The organism is Chryseobacterium vietnamense (assembly GCF_031454475.1).
GTDB lineage: Bacteria > Bacteroidota > Bacteroidia > Flavobacteriales > Weeksellaceae > Chryseobacterium > Chryseobacterium vietnamense.
The window spans coordinates 1-18,379 of record NZ_JAVDQX010000011.1; the positions used below are offsets into that span (position 1 = coordinate 1).

Sequence of the window (18,379 nt, forward strand, 5' to 3'; positions counted from 1 at the left end):
AGATAAAAGATAAAAGATAAAAGATAAAAGATAAAAGATAAAAGATAAAAGATAAAAGATAAAAGATAAAAGATAAAAGATAAAAGATAAAAGATGTTGTTGTTAAAATTCAATAGGGGTGGGCTTTAGCCCAGCCTGCATAAACAAAAAACATCCATTGGCTTTAGCCGAAACTTATAGCAAGAAAAGATAATAAAAAAAACCTCCAGTACAACTGAAGGTTTTAAATTTTGTCTTAATTAGAAAATTCTATCAATTCTTCTTTTTTGGAATTGTAAATTTTATATTCTAAATATTTAAAAGAATCCCTTGGAACAATGGTTACCCACTTTTTGTATTTGATAAACCATTTCATCTGGATACTTTTAATGCCTTTTGTAAGGTAGGCTTCCACAAATGGGTGTACATGCAGGTAGATTTTTCCTTTTTCTTTCTGCAGGATGTTTCTTAAAGTTTCACCCATTCTTTCCACGATAACAATAGGAGCTACAATTTCTCCGTCTTTGTTCGGGTTTTCTTCTTTGGTGTCGATCTGTTTTTCCGGACGGTTTCTTTGTCTGGTGATCTGGATCAGACCAAATTTACTTGGAGGAAGGATTTTATGGCGCGCTTTGTCACGCTTCATTTCCTCTTTCAGATGCTCGTAAAGATCTCTTCTGTGATCAGAATTTGGCATATCTATGAAATCGATAACGATGATACCTCCCATATCGCGGAGGCGAAGTTGTCTTGCGATTTCTGTAGCAGCCATTTTGTTCACTTTCAGTGCGTGCTCTTTGTTGACAGCAGTTCCGGTAGTAATATTGTTTCCGGAGTTGACATCTACTACGTGAAGTGCTTCTGTGTGTTCAATAACAAGATAAGCTCCTTTGGAACTCGGAATGTTTACATGTTTTCCGAAGCTCTGTTTAAGCTGTTTTTCAACATTGTAATATTCCAGAAGTGGAATATGAGAATCATAAAACTGGACAATATTTTTCTTTTCAGGCGCAATTACTTCAATGTAATTTTTCATTTCGTTCACCATTTGCTCGTCGTCGCAGATGATATTCACGAAGTCCTGATTAAAATTGTCTCTTAGAATAGCTGAAGCTTTGTCTTCTTCGCTTAAAACTTTAGACGGAACTTTATTTCTCTGGATGTTTTTGAAAGTGCTTTCCCACTTCTGAACCAGCTGGTTCATGTCATTATGCAGGTCTGCAACTTTTTTTCCTTCTGCTACCGTTCTGATGATCACTCCGAATCCTTCAGGCTTAATGCTGTCGATAAGGGTCCTCAGTCTTTCTTTTTCCTCAGAGCTTCTGATCTTTTTGGAAATAGAAACTTTATTGTCAAAAGGAATTAAAACCAGGAAACGTCCTGTTAAAGAAATCTGGGTAGAGATTCTTGGACCTTTGGTAGAGATAGGTTCTTTGGTAATTTGTAACAGAACTAAATCGTCCTTGGCAATTACTTTGTCTACCGTTCCGTTTTTGTCTATTTCGGGTTGTATCTCGAAATTTTTTAAGCTCGAAGTGCTTTGTTTTTTAGAAATAGTATCTTTTAAAAACTTTCTGTACGTAAGATACTGAGGGCCCAGATCCTGGTAATGCAGAAATGCATCTTTGTCATATCCGATATTGACGAATGCTGCATTCAGATTGGGTGCCAGTTTTTTTACTTTTCCTATAAACAGATCTCCAACTATAAAATCGCTTTTGTCTTCTTGCTCATGAAGTTCACATAGTCTTCCGTCTTCCAGCAGCGCAATCTTTGTAAGATCATCTTCATGCGAAACTATTAGTTCTTTCTTCATTTTTTAATAAGATAAAATTGTTAAGATTATAGGAAGTGGATGTTTTTTATCGATTAATTCATCTATTAAATATAAGGATTTTGAATGAAAATCATTATATGTTTATTAAAATAATATTTGAAACCCTCCGTTTTCCGCGGAATCTTATAGTTGCAAACAAAAATATAGTTAGTGAACTTTAAAAATTTAAATCCACCAACTATATTATTATATTGTAAATCTCGAGAAAAAGAGATTATTTTTTCTTATGTCTGTTTGCTCTTCTTCTTTTCTTTCTTTTGTGAGTCGCAACCTTGTGTCTTTTTCTTTTCTTTCCGCTTGGCATAATTTTAATTTTTTAGTAACTAGTTAATATTCAGTTAATGTTCTTATTTTACTGCAACTTTAGTTTTTACTTTCTCAACAAAAGATTTTGATGGTTTGAAAGCAGGAATGTTATGAGCAGGAATCTCAATTGCAGTGTTTTTAGAAATATTTCTTCCTGTTTTAGCAGCTCTTGTTTTAATGATAAAAGATCCAAAACCTCTTAGATAAACGTTATCCCCATTATACATAGAAGTTCTGATCTCCTGCATAAAAGCTTCTACAACTTTCTGTGTTTCATTCTTTTCTGTTCCCAACTTATTTGAGATGGTGTTTACCAATTCTGCCTTTGTCATTTCCTTATTTTAATTTTAAATTTTAGGTGTGCAAATTTAGTTAAAAAAATTGAATACTAGCAAATTAGTGGCAAAATATTTTTATTCAAAGAGTTGGACTTTTTATGGATACACTAAATTAAGGTCGGGTGATGATAATTTAACAATAAAATAATACAGCCGGATAAAGGTACAAAAAATAGATGAACAAAATTTAATAAATGCTGGTTATAGCTGCCTTTAAAGCACTTTATAATCTTGAGCAGGATATGGTAAGATCCTCTTATCTGCCTTCATTCTTAAACCCGGATTACTTTTTTTAACCAAAATCAAATTTTTTTACAAACTCGAATTATAATATCCGTTTTCTACACAGAAACGGATAAGATGAAGCTTTGTTTTTAATCCCAGTTTTTCTGTAAGCCTGTTGATATAGGTATCAATAGTCCTGGTGCTCAGATTAAGCTTTTCTGCAATTTCTTTATTGCTGAAACCTTCATAGCAGAATCTCATAAGCTGTATTTCTGATGGTGAAAGCTCTTCCTGTCCTTTCTTCTGCCTGTCCATATATTCCTGTACAGCAAGCGGTTGCTGCTCCCATTCTTTGGAATAAGCCTGGTAATCGAAGTCGTCAGATGCAATACTTCCTTTGATAATATCCTTTATAATAGTGCTTTTTTTCTGACAGTAATAGATATTGGGAATCTTTGAAAGAATTTCAGCCATGTCCTCCTGATAAGTACCGGAATAGGTGATGATAGGGGTTTCTGTATTGTTTTTTCTGATGTATTTAATGGCTTCAATTCCACTTAATACCGGCATGAAAAGTTCAATAATGAACACATCTTCCTGTCTTCTGTAGATTCTGTTTACCAGTTCATGCCCATTGTTACAATCATTCAGAAGCATATAGAAGGGATTTTCCATAAGTGTTTTGATCATTATTTTTTTAAAATAAAAATCACTGTCAGCAATGGAAAAACGTACGGTATTAGATAATATTTTACTCATTCTTAATATCGATTTGGCGAATGATATTTAAAATTTAGAGGTCTAATTTATGAAAAACTTATCAAAGTGAAAATTAATATTAATTTAATCAGGGTTTTCACGAAACAGGCCTGGGGGAAATTACGTATTGTGCATAAAATTTTTTTTTTATATTTTCACAGGCCAAACAAATCGCAAATTATGTCTTCTAACAGGGAAAAAAAATTAAACAAATCTGACGTCAGAACGGGCATTTGGAAGTTTATTCTGTCATTTGCCGTTTTGTCAGTTGTATCTTTTGCTTGCTTATATCTCTTCTTTAAGAGTTATGATATACAGCGGGAGGGGATCAGCCGTGAAGCTGAAGCCTATAAAGAACTGATGCTTCGAAGTGACGTGCTTAAGGATCACATTGATGATATCTACGACAAAATGAACCAGCTTAGCATTAATAAGGTGGAGAATGAAGTGTTTCTCAGAACCAGTATTATGGATAATGTGAGAGATGCTAAAAATATTATGGGCAAAGACAGTGTACAAAGCTTTAAACACTATGCTGTACTAATGAAACAGATTGTACCCATGATGACTTTAAAAGCCAAGATCATTGAAGTGGAGTATCAGAAGAAAACAATTTTGAGAGATCTTGATGAATGTATGGGCAAGATCAAAGTGACCAATAATGAGCTGAGAAAAGACCCTACAAGAAATTTCACAGGAAGTAAAAGAAGAAGATAAAAAGAAAAGATATGCAAGGACAAATCACATTATCTAAGAAAGAAAGGCATTATCAGTTTTTTTATTTAATACTGATGCTGGTAACTGCAATGTTATTTTTGGGAGTGATCTTTTTAAAAGGATTTGTATCTCCTTTTTCTGATGAAGACGTAAGAGGAATTCAGAATCTTGAGCAGAAAGCAGAATTTGAACAACATCAGAAAGTTGTTCTTCCCATCATGGACAGTACATATACCATGATTACCAAACTTACTGATGACGGACCACAACCTTTTATCGAAAATAATATCCAGCTGGGTGTTAACGATCTTAACAGCTATTTTAATAGTACAGACGTGGTGGATATCCGTAAAGATGCCTATCCGCAGATTGCAAAATTTTATAAAATGTATTTTGATGACAAAAAAGTCATTTCAACAACCTCTGAAGACATTAAAATTTTCCAGAAACAGGTAGATGAATGCAGAATCGGATTTAAAGATAAGCAAAATAAGCTCTATCAGCGCGAGCAGGATCTGAAAGCAAGAATGCAGTAAGCAAATAAATACTAGGAATTTTAAATAAAACACATCACAATTACTAACTATGAATTATTTTCAAAAGAACAAGAAAAACATTATTATCGGTGTTATTGCAACTTTGCTGATCGCAGCATTGGTTGCTCTGTGGCTGCAGAAAAAGGTAATACATTCAGCCGATGATATTGTTGGGGTGGTTTATCCGTCTTCATTGGCGGTGGGAGACACACTTTTATTCGAAGATAAAACCCAGTTTGCGAAAACCAAAAGATGGAATTTCGGAGATGGGACAACTTCAGATAAAAACAGTGGTATTCACTTCTATAATAAACCAGGATATTATCAGGTAAGTTTGATCGTTGACAACAAGTACACGAAATCTTTCCCTGTAATGGTAGGCGCAAGAAGCGTTCAGAAACCAAAAGATACTGCAACAGCAAAAACAACCATCGAAGCTGTGAGCCAGGCCATGCAAAATGAAAATGTGACTTTCCGTGCCATTTCTGATGCAAAACAGTTTGCATGGAAATTCGGGGAATCCGGAAATACAGATGCTAAGGATAAATTTACCATCTATTCCTATAAAAAACCCGGAGAATATCTGGTAACACTGTATACAGAACAAAGCCAGGATCCTATCTATCACCGTATCAAAATTCTTCCGGCTTATGATGCTCTTGCAGAAGACGAAGTTTCAGTAGAAGACTCTTATGCAAAAGTAGATAATGATTTCAAATATCACCTGCAGCAGATTGCTAATGGAAACAGCTTCAACATGCATTACAATTACTTGTTGAAAACCTATCTGTGTAACAATGAAAATACTGTTGTAAAAGTAAATGACAGCAAAGTAAATAATTTTTACATGTATTGCGCAGGCCTTCAGTTTGACAAAAATACAGTGATCCAGACGGTAAAAGTAAATCTGGATGACACGCAAAACTGTGTAACTAAAGTAGATATTAATCAAAGCAAATAATTTCGTCCGGTCTTACGGATGTGCCAATCATAAAAAGATTAAATAGGATGAAAAATAAATTTCCTCTAGCAGCATATTATATAGGGTTATCAGTATTATTGACGAGTTGCCAGGTAAAACTGCCGTCAAAGAAAACCCCGGAGCCTTCACAATATGGGCAGGTGGATGCTTCCCCTGTCGTTAACGGATACCCAAAAAAGTCAGTTCCATGGATTGTTATTTCAGACAGATCAAGGAATACGGCTTATTTGGATAAAGATGATGAGAAGTCTTACAAAGAAGTGAAATTCCTTGAACCTTTAATGGTTTTAAAACATAGAGACGGAATGGTAAAAGTAGCGGAATATGTTCCGGATGCTTTAATGAAGAAAGTCTCGTCAAAATCTGTCAAAACATATGGCTGGATCCAGGAGTCTGATCTCCTTCTTTGGAATAATGCTCTGAAAAGCGAAAAAACAGGGTATCCTGTAAGAGTAGCCGTAGTACCTAATAACAGCGAAGTCATCAGAAATGCTGAAAGGTACTATAAAAATGACTCTATTATGGTGTTTAATTCACCAAGTCTTATTGAGACAGCCAATGTAAAAATTCCTAACGGACAGATTGTATATGTATACAAGATGGCTGAAAATAACAAACGTTTCCTGGTAGGTAAAAAACCGTCTGTGGATATGGACAGTATCAACAAAGGTCTTTACGGATGGGTAAGTTCAAACGTAATTTCAAGCTGGGGAGAACGTTCTGCTATCAAGCTTAAAAATACAACAGGAATTACCGATACAACACTGGGGATTCATGAAGGACATCCAGGCGGATCTGCTTCAGATGCTGATAATAAAACGGCTGTTCTTCTTACGGATGTAAATAAGAGAACGCCGCTGGAAAATATCTTCCCGGTAAATCTTCCTTTAGAAGAAACTCCAACTCCTGATTCAAAGACAAAATACTTCACCAATATTTTAGATTACAGCAAGAACTTTGTTTCCAATGTATTAGGTGAACCTATCTATTTTGACCGTTACCGAGAGATTACGGAAAGAGATAAAAATATCAATATTGTTTTTGCATTAGATGTAAGTGCAGCCAATGCGCCTTATGCACCTATTGTAAAATCACTTTTACAGGATCTTCAGCTTAGATTTGAAAAACCATCGTATTTTAATAATGTTAAATATGGTGTGGTTTTATACAAAAACAATCCATGTGGAGAAAATATCTCTGTGTCTAACTTAAGTACAGATTACAGTAAGATTACCACATTTATTGATCAGAAGACCAATGAAATGAACTGTGCAAGCACTACCGGTTATCAGCCGGTAGGAGAGGCTCTTACAGCAGCAGGAAACCTTCTTTCAAATGTTTCTGATGAAACCAATATTGTGGTGACTGTAGGTACTTCTGCCAACCAAAGCGGAAATATGTACAGTGTTATCAGCTCGTTGACACAGGCTCAGGCAAGGTTAATCATGTTCCAGACCAGTGCAAGATCATCTGATACTTACAATGATTTTGTATTGATGGCTGAAAATGTGGTAACCAATACAGCGAAAAATATTGCTGAGCTTAAAAAGCAGAAGATCATTAACCAATATGATGTTTTGACCAAGAACAACTTCAGCCTTGTAGAAGGAGATACCGGATTCTTCTCTTTAGCTTATCCTAAACAGAGTATGTCTCAGGGATTTGTTATCTTCCCTAAAAAAGGAGACATTACCACTCCGGGATACCTGAAAAAATCTGTTGACAGCCTTATTGCCCAGGTGACTTTGGATAATCAGACTGTTGATAAATCTCTTAATGAATATTTCCATTCATCCGTAGGAGCAGGAAGAACAGATGTAGATTTAAAATATAAATATCTGTACCCGGGACTTACCAATCCGGTTTCTGCCGGAATTGCAGCACAGCTGATCAACTATGGAAGCCCATTCCTTGTGAAAGGGTATATTCCAAAAGAACTGAAAGAGTTTACGCCGGGAATAGAAAAGGGAATCCTTATTTCTGAATCGGAATATGACAACTTAAAAGCTTTCTATACGGAAGTTTACAGAAATACTCAGGCCGACCGTGCGGACTTTAATCAGGCAAGAGCAGTGAAAGAGTATGTAAAGCTATTGAAGAAGTATAATCCTACGATAAAATTCTTAGATAAAGGAGCGCTTTATGAGCTGCCAATGTCTTACGCAATCGGAATGAGTACAGGATTTGACCTTTCTGAAGAAGAATTGATGGCCAAATATAAACTGAAAGGTTGGAAAAAATCAAAAGTTGTACCTGGTGAAACAGTAAAAAATTATTTCCAGCACTATAAGAACTTAGCAGACAGAATGCTTGCCAACAGAAATAACCCGGCTGTAAAAATTCAGCAGAACGGACAAACCTTCTACTGGCTTAATGAGTACTTTACCCCATCAAGAATTCCAACAGAACAACCGGAATATACAAAACATTAAGAAATTCATTTTATGATATCAAAAGCAGGAGTACATACTTCTGCTTTTTTTGTAGTATAAAGACAAATCAACAAACCTTAAATCTTAAATTTTTAAACTTTGAACCCTTATATTTCTCTTTTATGTGTAAAAATATTTTTTATCCAAAAACTGAGATATAATTTAAAACATTGTGTTAATGGATGTTATAGTGTGGTTCGTAAATCCATTGTCGTAGAATTACGACAACAAATCGTAGAACTACTACAAAATCTCAGATTTATAGGGAAAAGTTTTTTTTAGCCGAAAAGAGCCTCTATATTTGCTAACACAATCACCGAATCACAAAATATTACTAACGATTAAATTTACTAATCATGGCCGAAAGAAATTCAAGAGGAATCTTAAAATTCAATAATGGAGAAGGGCAGAAGCTGTTAAAAATGAATTACAGCGTATCAAGATCTACAGACGTTTCAGGACGTGTAGCATCAGATCCTTCTAACGCATTAATCAAGGTTACAGTAGAGGCTACTGAAAAATCAGACATCCTTGAAAGCTTACTAAACGGTAAATATAAGCCCACAGTAGGAGAGATTACTTTCAATAAGTCTCACGAAGAAGGAACATTGATTACACTGAACTGGCAAAACGGATATGTGATCCAGCATCAGGTAGACTTTGACGCAATTGACAGCAACAGTATGCTGATCAGCTTCGTCATCAGTGCTGAAACAATTGACTACGGTACTTCTCAATACGCTGGGCTATGGCCATCCAGCTAAAATTTACACACATTATCAACATTCATAAGAAAGAAGACTGTCCCTATTTAAGACGGTCTTTTTTTGCCTGAATAAAAAATATACCTGAGAATTTTTTATTTTATAACGTGTTTATATAATGTCTGTTATATAAAATATTGTTATCTTTAATACTAAACACAAACACAAAGCATATGAAAACCGAGTCAAAGACCAAAGGATCTTCTTTCCGCCCATCTCAGAATGCAGACGGGATATCCGAGAATCATCATGCAGGCATCAACCGGTTGGTCAAATTATCACTGGTTGTAGAAGGTAAAATTATTAAGTACTATAAACATTTCACCCTTAAACAAAAAGCGGGTCACCACCACGAATTCCATCTTATTCTTGCTCACGATGCGTTGGGAGACCGGCAGAGCCATACCCTTGAAGAAGCCAACAAATTTCTGGGAAAACGCCTTACAGCTGTTATCTCCTACAAAGATATTGAGAAAAGTCCGGAAAGGAATTTTGTCGGGATCATTACGAAAGTAGGATTCAGTCAGGAAAAAATGAGTCTGGGAAATATTGTGCTTTCCGGATACAGCCCGACGATCCTGCTGGACGGTGCCCCACATATTCAGAGCTTTGGCGGCAGCCAGCCTGTTAATATGGGAATCATAGCCAAAGAAGTAATAAAACAGGGAATAGATAAAGAACGGTTTGATATAAGAATCGATACCAATGATTATTCCCAGATCATTTACAGCAGCCAGTATAACGAAACCCATTACAATTATCTGTCGAGAATGGCAGAAGCTTATGGGGAACAATTTTATTATGATGGTGAAGTCTTGCATTTTGGAAAACTTCCTCCACAGAATAAACCTATAAAACTATTATATGGAAGCAATGCTGATAACATAAGGGTAGAGCTCAAAGCGGCTCACACAAAACCTCAGTATTATGGCTATAACAGCAGTAAACATGAAAAACTGACTTCCGGGGAAACTCCGGTTGACCATTTAAGTGATTTAGCCCGTACAGCATATACGCATAACGATAAAATATATAAAACCCCGGCACTGCAGGTTGCACCTATCAAAGCAACAACGCACCTGGATGTGGAGCATTCTCAAAGAAGCGCATCGGGAAGCGAAGCAGTTAATGTATTTTCGGTTTCCGGATCTACAACCGTTCCTTTTTTACATCCCGGATGTATTGCTGATATTCATATGAGAAAACCGGACAGCAGTGAAACATCTTATTTTACAAAGGTGATGGTGACAGAAGCCGTTCATGAAATTGATACCATCGGACATTACACAGGAACATTCGAATCCATTGCTGCAGACACGGGTTTTCTGCCCAAACCGGAATTTACGGTACCGGCTGCCCAGCCACAGATTGCAACGGTAATTTCCAATACTGATCCGGAAGGCCAGGGAAGGGTTCAGGTAAGATTCGACTGGCAGATGAATGATACTACTCATTTTATCCGGGTAATGAGCCCTGATGCCGGAGGAACCGATCAGATCACGCAAAACCGTGGTTATGTAGCCATTCCGGAAGTAGGAGATCAGGTGATGGTTAATTTCGTTCATAGCCATCCGGACAGACCCTTCGTGATGGGAGGAATGTTCCATGGAGGAATAGGACTTGGCGGTGGAGCAGACAACCGGGTAAAATCTATACAAACACGAAGCGGCCACAGAATCGTTTTCACAGAAGATGAAAGTATCATTATTACAGACAAAAGCGGCAATGAGATCCATCTTGATACAACCGGAAGTAATATCAATATCACGGCACCGGAAACAATGACCCTGAACTGTAAGAATATGAATATTAATGTTGGAGAGAATATGACGACTACGGTGGGAATGAATAAAGCAGACAGTATCGGATTAAATAATACTGAGACTGTAGGCGCAATGAAACTTACTTCGGTCATAGGAAATGTAAGTACATTCATTACGGGTAAACTTACTGAAATTATTGAAGGAGATGTACACAGCGAAACAAAGAAGGAAAGAAATGAAATTTCTGAAAAAGAAATTAACATTACCTCCAATGCTTCCATTAATAAACACGCTCAGCAAGAAGTACAGAACAACAGCGGAGAGAGATCTAAAGCCTATTAATTATGAGCAGAACGAGAATTGTAAAAGGCACCTACAACAAAATCTCTCATGAAAATCATAATATGTATTCTCAGGAGAGTATTATTTCACGTGCCATGAAATGGATTTCTGAAAAGGGTAATGCTAAAGGAGTGAGTCATAATACGCCACAATCTCCACCACTACAACAGCTTATACAATTGATTGTACAATTCAGACCGAATAAAAACTGGAAAGGAGAGTTTGGCTTTGATTGGATGAGAATAGGGGATACGAGCCTTTTTAATGATCAAAAATTTGAGGATATTGTAGCTTATCAATATGAAGATGCCAAGTTTACTACAAAAGTAAAAAATGGCAATAAATATGATGGATACTTTGAGGTTAATGAAACGATGTTTAATAACCTGAAAAAAGAGTATAATCCTTTCTCTGTTGCGTGGAAAACGAAAAAAGATAAAAAAACAGGAAAAGATGTTCCTGAAGAATATCTTATACCGTGGCTATCCATCCTAAAAGATAAAGAAGTTAAGATTACTTTTTTTGCAGAAATCCAACAGGAAGCTGATTATTTGGAGTTTACCAAATCTGATTATTTTACTTTTACTCCTGATAAAATAGAAATAAAAGGTAAAAAGAAAATAGCTTTGAACGATTATGAAGTGACAGTCAAATGCATAAAAGAGTTTACGAGTAATCAGATTATAGAGTTAAAAGCATTTAAAACTGAAGCAGGTGCAACGGTTGAATCAATTGCCGGGAAAATAAATGTCTGGGCAAATGATAATACGAAACAGAAGAAAAAGGATGTTGTATTTGTTGAAATAAAAACTCCAGAATTGTCAACAGGATCAGGGAAGAATAAACCTAATATTAATGATGAAAAAAATAGGATTAATCAATATCTTGAGCAAGCATATATCAAATTATCGGATGATTCAGATATTGTTGAATTGGATTTAACGGCAGATAAAAATTTTATTGATTTCGTAACCAATGGTCAGGTAGATCCTGATAAAAAGAGTGGTGGAAAAGAACTACAGGATTATTTGAAAGTCCAATTGGAAAAGGCTTATCCTAAGAAATACACAAAGCATTTCAAAGCATTTTATTTTGCTGAGCATGGTTACGATGTAGGTGGACATGTTTCCGGATATTCAAATTATGGAGCAGATTATGTGGTCGTATTTAAAAGTAAAAACGATCAGACAGCAGCACATGAATTTCTTCATTCTATGAATTTAGCCCATACATTTGCAAATAAGGAAGCATCTTCTCATGCATTGTATACGTATGAGTACAAAAAGACAGATAATTTATTAGATTATTCGCATCATGGAGGGAATGACAATAAGCGATGTTCATTATATTATTGGCAATGGAAAAAAGCCAATTCATCTATAAAATAGGTAGTTATGAATAAAATAATAGTGTTAATGTGGTTGAGTATATTTATACAATGCCAATCTCAAAAAATAGATAAATATATGATACCAAGTGTTGATAATAAGTATGAAAAATTTGATATTGAAAATTTCCAAAAGAAATCAATAAGAGGTTACTTGAAAGTGCGGGAGGATAGCAATACCTACATTCAGGATTTTCAATCACCAGGTTACAGAGAAATAATTTATAATGATAATTTGTTTTATAAGGTTACTAAATTTTTCTATGGTAATGGTAATATTGAGAAAAAAGGATGTCTGTTCAATGAAGGCTCAGTAGTTGGTATTTGGTATCATTTTGACGAATCTGGTAAACTCCTTAAAGAGGAAAACATGGATGAAGGCTATGACTTCAAACCTGCAGATATTATTGCATACTGTGAAAAGAATAAAATTGATCTACCTAAAGGCTACCATGATTCTGGTTACCAAGCTAGAGTATTAAAACAGGATTTTGAAGGCAAAAAAGTATGGAGAATTTCTCATCAAATTGCAGGTGACAAAATTGAAGAAATCATTCTGGATGGTAAAACAGGAAAAGAACTTCAAAAGAAGACAGTACCATTTTATAATCCATAATTCTATTGAAAGATAGAAAAGAATAATGAAATATTTAAAAATATTCGTAGGTATAATTTGTTTGCATATTTTATTCTTCTCCGCTAGTTGCTTTAAAAAAAGTTCATCTAAAGAAGAAAGTGTTGCTCAAATGAAATGGATCTCAAAATATGACTTTTTTGATTTGTATAAGAAGAATGTAAGTAATGGAAATTTTGGTCCTGAAACTGGTCTAAAATTAACAATTTTAAAATTTTTGAATGAAAATACTATTCTTTTGGCAGGAAGTAAAGACTTACATAGTTTCTACAATAAACCGGGATATTCCGCTGTAGTATTTATTTCAACAGATAAAGGAAAGAGTTATCAGGAAATTGCTTTTCCGGAAGAAACCGTAAAATTTATTACTCCTTCAGAAAAATATACTTTAATTGAGACAGGTAGCGGTGGTAATAGCCAATCTGGGAAAGTAGTGCTTTATCTCATGAATAATCATACGTTAGAATATAAAAAAATTGATGAATATTCTTCTAAATCTAAAATTATGTATTCGCAGTTTAATGGTGAAAATGTTGTTTATTCAGAAAATGATAATCAAAAAATAGTAAATCTTCTGACAAAAGAAGAAATCGAATTACCGGAGTATTTGAAAAAGACACCTTTTATTCTGAAAAAAGATAATACAGTCACTTCTTTATTGAAAGATGAAATACAAGAATATAATTTAAAAACCAAACAACAAAAAGTCATCAAAAAATTAAAAAGTAATTATGATGTTCTGTATTATGAAAATGAGGAATATTTATTAGGAAAGTCTGGCAGATTTAAAACTGAAATGACAATTTATAATCAGAATGAAGGAGAGCTATTTGTGGAGAATGAAAAAACAATAGAGTATTACCGCTACAGAAATTTCGCTTGCTATTTCAAAGAAACCCGTCCTTATGTTACATTCTATTATTCTTATGATTATGGTAGAACGTGGAATGAATATCATGCAAAAGATTTTTTTACAACTACTATTCCTAAAGGCTTCTATAAAGATCAGCTTATTGTTTTGGATGTAGCATTTTATGATAAGAATGATAATAGCCACATTATTGTAGGAGAGTTTCAGAAATAGAATATTTCATATGTAATGTTAATAATTATGAAAGAATTAATTTACATCGTATCGATATGTAGTTTATTTTCATTGTTAGGATGCAAAAGTAAAGAGCAAAAATTTTTGGATAATCATAAAGTAATTCTTTCTGAGACTAAAGAAGCAGAAGATTTCATTAATACTGCAAACATACAACCTGAAGAAGCAAAGCAGATTCAAGCAGATTTTGCTATAAAAAATAATAAGAAACCTGAATCTTATAACTTCTTTATAATAGACAATAATTATGTTTTTACCTCTTATTTTCATCCGAAAGTTCCAGAAGCTTCAACAAGTGGAATATGGGTAGATAGTAAAACGGGGATTGCAAAATATATGGAAACTGGAGTATGGTTAAGAGCTTACCAACCTTATCTTGAAAATGGTGAATCCTATCCTTTTTAATAAAAACTTAACCATACTATTCAAGTAGGGGAGTAATTTGCCATAAAAATGGACCTTCAAAATCAGTCTTAAAACAAAAAAACATGCTTCTTACTTCTCTAATTGAAGAATTAACTATCTTTATATCGTTTAGAATAAAATAGTTAATTTTAGCTTCACAAAAAGAACAAATTTTTATGCTTTGGTAAAAAAGTGTGAATAATATAGATTAAAATCATCAAATCTGCATAATAAACAGAACGCAAATATATTAATATAAGAAAATTATAAATGGGAGTACTAGTAACCAACGAAACAGTAAAGCAACTATTTCACATTGCTCAGTCGATAGCGAAGGAAAATTATAATGGAACTTATGGAGGCCCGCATATTTTGCAGGCTTTAATGCATAAAGATATCGGACTTAATGAATTCCTGAAAAGCATAGATAAAGATCCGGGCTATTTCTACGAATGGGCAGATGTCCGTATCGAAGAATATCCGAAAACCAACCACCTTCCCGATGAGGTTGGTCAGGATGATGCCATAGATACCCTTATTGAAGAAGCTGATGATATCCGGTTAAAATTAGGGCTGGACGAAATTACTCCAATTTGTATCCTTACCGCCATTGTAAAGCCACAGGTGGTATTCTCTCTTCAGCAGCTGAAATCACTTCCGCTGAGAGAACATGAGATATTCAATCTGTACAGAAAGGATACTCCGTTTACCGTTTCAGAAGACGGAAATTTCTCATCACTGTTTTCAAATGGTTCAGCAGATTATTCCGATGCTTCCTTTCCTTCCATTAAAAGCTATTGTGTAGACAGAACAGCACAGGCAAGAAAAGGAGAAATCGAAAATATTATCGGTAGAGATAAAGAACTCAGAATGCTGGTAGAAATCCTTTGCCGTAGAAGCAAACCGAATGTGATCATCATCGGAGAGCCGGGAGTAGGAAAAACAGCTTTGGTAGAAGGTTTTGCAACAGAAATTATTAAAGGAAATGTTCCTGAAATGCTTAAAAACGGTACCCTTTTAGAACTGGACACCGGGGCATTACTGGCAGGAACTTCTTATAAGGGCGAAATTGAAGACCGCCTGAAAAAAGTCATCAATGAATGCAAAAAGATTGAAAAAGCCATTCTCTTCATTGATGAAATTCATACCCTTTTAGACCCGAAAGGAAGCATCGGAAACGTTGCCAATCTTTTGAAACCTGAGCTTGCCCGAGGTGAAATTACCGTAATCGGAGCTACCACTCAGGAAGAATACAGAAAAATTATTGAGCCGGAACAGGCTTTTAACCGCCGCTTTGAAGTGTTAACCGTTCTTGAACCGGATGAGAAAACCTGTGTCAAAATGATAGATGTACTCCTTGAAGGATACAAAAAGCACCACGGTATTGAAGTGGAAAAAACAGCCCTTCCGGAATGTGTACGTCTTGCCAAAAGATATGCAAAAGGTAAAAAATTGCCGGACGCCGCTATTGACTTACTAGACAGAACAATGGCCGCCATCAAAATGCTTGATGAATTATCAGAAAAAGAACTGAACAGCTGGAAAGAAAGCTATGATGCTATTTTAAAAGAAGAATATGCAGACAGTAAAGATAAAGCAGATGAACTGATCTGGACTTATAACCTGTTGAGAGATAAGATAAGTCCGATTTTGTGGGGTTCACTGAGTGAGCAGCCATCGATTGACAATTCTATGCCTGTAGATCAGATTCAGAAGATTATTGAAGATACATACGCAGAACTTTTACAGCATGCCGCCAAAAAAAGAGAAAAAGTAGACCGATTGGAGCTTGCTGCTGTAATGGCTGCCAAAACCAATATCCCGATCGGAAAAATTCAGGCTCAGGAAAAAGAAAAACTCCTGAATATGGAATCTCTTCTGTTGAACAGAGTCGTAGGACAGGATCATGCATTAAAAATCCTTTCTGATGCTATTGTTGAAAACCGAAGCGGATTAAATAAACCGGGACAGCCCATCGGATCATTCTTCCTCCTGGGACCTACCGGAACCGGGAAAACTGAGCTGGCAAAATCAATGGCAGAATTACTTTTCAATGATGAGAAAGCAATGGTACGCTTTGATATGTCAGAATTTAAAGAAGAACATTCCGCAGCTTTGCTATACGGGGCGCCTCCGGGATATGTAGGATACGAAGAAGGAGGTATGCTTGTTAATAAAATCAGACAGCAGCCTTATACCGTTGTATTATTTGATGAAATTGAAAAAGCCCATCATTCAGTTTTTGACGTATTCCTTCAGATTATGGATGAAGGAAAAGTGCATGATAAATTAGGGAAAGAAGGAGATTTCAGCAATGCATTGATCTTGTTTACCTCCAATATCGGAAGTGAAGAAATTGTAAAACAGTTTGAAGAAGGAAAAATTCCGGAATCATCTTCACTGATGCAGATTATGTCAAACTCCGGACGATTCAGACCTGAGTTCCTGGCAAGAATCACAGAGATTATTCCTTTTGCACCGATCACAGAATCTATTGCAGAAAGAATCTTTAATATTCAGTTGAAATCACTTCATACTTCATTAACAAGATTGGGAATTGCTTTAAAAATTAGCGATGAAGCAGTGAAGAATCTCGCATTGGGAGGATTCAGCAGCAAATATGGAGCGAGACAGATCTCTGGAGTAATCCGTGCACAGCTTGCAAGACCAATCTCTAAAATGATTGTCAGAGAAGAAGTAAAATCCGGCCAGACCATTCATGTAGATTGGAATAAAGACGAAGAAAAATTAAGCTGGAACGTAGAGTAAATATAAAGTAAAAAGGCAAATTTATTACCCGCTTTTGTCTTTTAGCTTATAAATAGAATTACAATGAAAACAATTGTCAGAAATATCTTTACAGGTTTTCTATTATTAGGATCCGTTATCATGATCAACGGACAGTTTCTTGCCGCTTCCGACACCTCGGAAAGCAGTGTGAAAAAGTATAAAGGTATCATTAATGCCAATAAAGATCTTGTAGAATTTATTGAACAATTACTCCTTCAGAAAGGGCTTCCCAAGCATTTGAGAAACCTGGCCCTGATAGAATCCCATTTTGACAGAAATATTACCTCAGGAGCCGGAGCAGTAGGTATCTGGCAGTTTATGACATCACATGCCAACCAGTACGGACTTACAGAGCAGGGACGTACAGATATTTATAAAAGTACTAAAACCGCTACGATTTCTTTAAGTAATCTTTATAAAAAGTACAATAATTGGGTGACTGTGGTGGCTGCCTATAACTGTGGTGAAGGAAATATTGCCAAAGCGATGGAAGCCGCAGGTTCTTCCCAATACCACGTGTTTTATAAATACCTTCCGGGAGAAACCATTAATCATGTGAAGAAATATCTTAATGCATGCTATGCAACAGGAGAGCTTCAGAGTGTATTGAATAACTATAATTCTGCAAGACTCAACAAGATTTTCTTTGAAGGCGACCGTAAAGAGACTGCTGCTGCGCTTTCGGAAACGGAGATCAATGCAGGGTTCAACCTGAACATTGTTGCTGCTGAATTGAACGTTGATGTAGACAAAATCCTTGCCTGGAATCCCGGAATCGTGGAAGAACTCCAGAAAAAAGGAGAAAGCCCATTCTATCTTCCGGTGGATCTGATGCCAGATTTTCTTTTGAGAAAAAATAAAATATTGGTTCGCTCCATAAAAGAAGGCGGAAAAACTCAACAGTAAAATGATATCAATACCATAAAAAGCAATCAGTTAATCTGGTTGCTTTTCTTATTATGCGACCTGTTAAAATCAGCCAATTTTTTATTAATAAACTCTTAATATTTCTCACTTAAGTGTAAAATTATTGTTTTTATCATTTGGTTTTTAGTTAATTAAAAACCTTTGCTGATGA

The 18,379-nt window shown here is 35.4% G+C and carries 15 protein-coding genes; 12 read left to right on the forward strand and 3 right to left on the reverse strand.

Annotation, left to right across the window (positions count from 1 at the left end; genetic code table 11):
• Window positions 1-235: 235 nt before the first annotated feature.
• The 3 genes from J2786_RS22605 to J2786_RS22615 form a co-directional block, all read right to left on the reverse strand.
• The gene (locus J2786_RS22605; RefSeq protein ID WP_047429450.1) at window positions 236-1,795 is read right to left on the reverse strand and encodes an Rne/Rng family ribonuclease; all 1,560 of its coding nucleotides are present in this window, start codon (window positions 1,793-1,795) and stop codon (window positions 236-238) included.
• Window positions 1,796-2,163: 368 nt separating this feature from the next.
• Window positions 2,164-2,454, reverse strand: a complete 291-nt coding sequence (locus J2786_RS22610) for an HU family DNA-binding protein (protein WP_002984212.1) — start codon at window positions 2,452-2,454, stop codon at window positions 2,164-2,166.
• A gap of 318 nt (window positions 2,455-2,772) precedes the next feature.
• Window positions 2,773-3,444, reverse strand: coding sequence for a response regulator transcription factor (locus tag J2786_RS22615; protein ID WP_047429454.1), 672 nt, complete (start codon window positions 3,442-3,444; stop codon window positions 2,773-2,775).
• Between the two features lie 180 nt (window positions 3,445-3,624).
• On the opposite strand from J2786_RS22615, the gene tssO reads away from it, so the two are divergent.
• The 12 genes from tssO to J2786_RS22675 all read left to right on the forward strand — a co-directional run bounded on the left by tssO (window position 3,625) and on the right by J2786_RS22675 (window position 18,207).
• On the forward strand, window positions 3,625-4,161 hold the full coding sequence (gene tssO, locus J2786_RS22620) for a type VI secretion system TssO (protein WP_047429458.1): 537 nt from the start codon (window positions 3,625-3,627) through the stop codon (window positions 4,159-4,161).
• 11 nt (window positions 4,162-4,172) lie between these two features.
• Window positions 4,173-4,697 (forward strand): type VI secretion system transmembrane protein TssO, encoded by a 525-nt coding sequence (locus J2786_RS22625; RefSeq protein WP_034697149.1) that lies wholly within the window; start codon window positions 4,173-4,175, stop codon window positions 4,695-4,697.
• Window positions 4,698-4,746: 49 nt separating this feature from the next.
• Complete coding sequence (locus tag J2786_RS22630) at window positions 4,747-5,658, forward strand: PKD domain-containing protein (protein WP_047429461.1); 912 nt, start codon at window positions 4,747-4,749, stop codon at window positions 5,656-5,658.
• A 47-nt stretch (window positions 5,659-5,705) separates the two neighbouring features.
• Window positions 5,706-8,111 carry a type VI secretion system protein TssR domain-containing protein gene (tssR, locus tag J2786_RS22635; protein WP_047429464.1) on the forward strand — a complete coding sequence of 802 codons (2,406 nt, stop codon included), beginning with the start codon at window positions 5,706-5,708 and terminating at the stop codon, window positions 8,109-8,111.
• A gap of 356 nt (window positions 8,112-8,467) precedes the next feature.
• Window positions 8,468-8,875 carry a type VI secretion system tube protein TssD gene (tssD, locus tag J2786_RS22640; protein ID WP_034697144.1) on the forward strand — a complete coding sequence of 136 codons (408 nt, stop codon included), beginning with the start codon at window positions 8,468-8,470 and terminating at the stop codon, window positions 8,873-8,875.
• Window positions 8,876-9,048: 173 nt separating this feature from the next.
• The gene (locus tag J2786_RS22645) at window positions 9,049-10,980 is read left to right on the forward strand and encodes a type VI secretion system Vgr family protein (protein WP_047429467.1); all 1,932 of its coding nucleotides are present in this window, start codon (window positions 9,049-9,051) and stop codon (window positions 10,978-10,980) included.
• A 95-nt stretch (window positions 10,981-11,075) separates the two neighbouring features.
• Window positions 11,076-12,368, forward strand: a complete 1,293-nt coding sequence (locus J2786_RS22650; protein WP_310026875.1) for a hypothetical protein — start codon at window positions 11,076-11,078, stop codon at window positions 12,366-12,368.
• Between the two features lie 6 nt (window positions 12,369-12,374).
• Window positions 12,375-12,983 (forward strand): toxin-antitoxin system YwqK family antitoxin, encoded by a 609-nt coding sequence (locus J2786_RS22655; RefSeq protein WP_082001930.1) that lies wholly within the window; start codon window positions 12,375-12,377, stop codon window positions 12,981-12,983.
• A 25-nt stretch (window positions 12,984-13,008) separates the two neighbouring features.
• Window positions 13,009-14,085: a hypothetical protein gene (locus J2786_RS22660; RefSeq protein WP_156121391.1), complete on the forward strand. Its 1,077-nt coding sequence runs from the start codon at window positions 13,009-13,011 to the stop codon at window positions 14,083-14,085.
• 27 nt (window positions 14,086-14,112) lie between these two features.
• Window positions 14,113-14,511 carry a hypothetical protein gene (locus tag J2786_RS22665; protein WP_310026881.1) on the forward strand — a complete coding sequence of 133 codons (399 nt, stop codon included), beginning with the start codon at window positions 14,113-14,115 and terminating at the stop codon, window positions 14,509-14,511.
• Between the two features lie 270 nt (window positions 14,512-14,781).
• Window positions 14,782-17,280: an ATP-dependent Clp protease ATP-binding subunit gene (locus J2786_RS22670; protein ID WP_047429478.1), complete on the forward strand. Its 2,499-nt coding sequence runs from the start codon at window positions 14,782-14,784 to the stop codon at window positions 17,278-17,280.
• 63 nt (window positions 17,281-17,343) lie between these two features.
• A complete protein-coding gene (locus J2786_RS22675) occupies window positions 17,344-18,207 on the forward strand; it encodes a lytic transglycosylase domain-containing protein (RefSeq protein WP_142018779.1) in 864 nt (287 codons plus the stop codon).
• The last annotated feature ends 172 nt before the right edge of the window (window positions 18,208-18,379 follow it).

Coding starts and splice junctions, on each gene's coding strand:
- J2786_RS22605 (WP_047429450.1), bottom strand. CDS start 1,795: ATGAAGAAAGAACTAATAGTTTCGCATGAAGATGATCTTACAAAGATT.
- J2786_RS22610 (WP_002984212.1), bottom strand. CDS start 2,454: ATGACAAAGGCAGAATTGGTAAACACCATCTCAAATAAGTTGGGAACA.
- J2786_RS22615 (WP_047429454.1), bottom strand. CDS start 3,444: ATGAGTAAAATATTATCTAATACCGTACGTTTTTCCATTGCTGACAGT.
- tssO (WP_047429458.1), top strand. CDS start 3,625: ATGTCTTCTAACAGGGAAAAAAAATTAAACAAATCTGACGTCAGAACG.
- J2786_RS22625 (WP_034697149.1), top strand. CDS start 4,173: ATGCAAGGACAAATCACATTATCTAAGAAAGAAAGGCATTATCAGTTT.
- J2786_RS22630 (WP_047429461.1), top strand. CDS start 4,747: ATGAATTATTTTCAAAAGAACAAGAAAAACATTATTATCGGTGTTATT.
- tssR (WP_047429464.1), top strand. CDS start 5,706: ATGAAAAATAAATTTCCTCTAGCAGCATATTATATAGGGTTATCAGTA.
- tssD (WP_034697144.1), top strand. CDS start 8,468: ATGGCCGAAAGAAATTCAAGAGGAATCTTAAAATTCAATAATGGAGAA.
- J2786_RS22645 (WP_047429467.1), top strand. CDS start 9,049: ATGAAAACCGAGTCAAAGACCAAAGGATCTTCTTTCCGCCCATCTCAG.
- J2786_RS22650 (WP_310026875.1), top strand. CDS start 11,076: ATGAAATGGATTTCTGAAAAGGGTAATGCTAAAGGAGTGAGTCATAAT.
- J2786_RS22655 (WP_082001930.1), top strand. CDS start 12,375: ATGAATAAAATAATAGTGTTAATGTGGTTGAGTATATTTATACAATGC.
- J2786_RS22660 (WP_156121391.1), top strand. CDS start 13,009: ATGAAATATTTAAAAATATTCGTAGGTATAATTTGTTTGCATATTTTA.
- J2786_RS22665 (WP_310026881.1), top strand. CDS start 14,113: ATGAAAGAATTAATTTACATCGTATCGATATGTAGTTTATTTTCATTG.
- J2786_RS22670 (WP_047429478.1), top strand. CDS start 14,782: ATGGGAGTACTAGTAACCAACGAAACAGTAAAGCAACTATTTCACATT.
- J2786_RS22675 (WP_142018779.1), top strand. CDS start 17,344: ATGAAAACAATTGTCAGAAATATCTTTACAGGTTTTCTATTATTAGGA.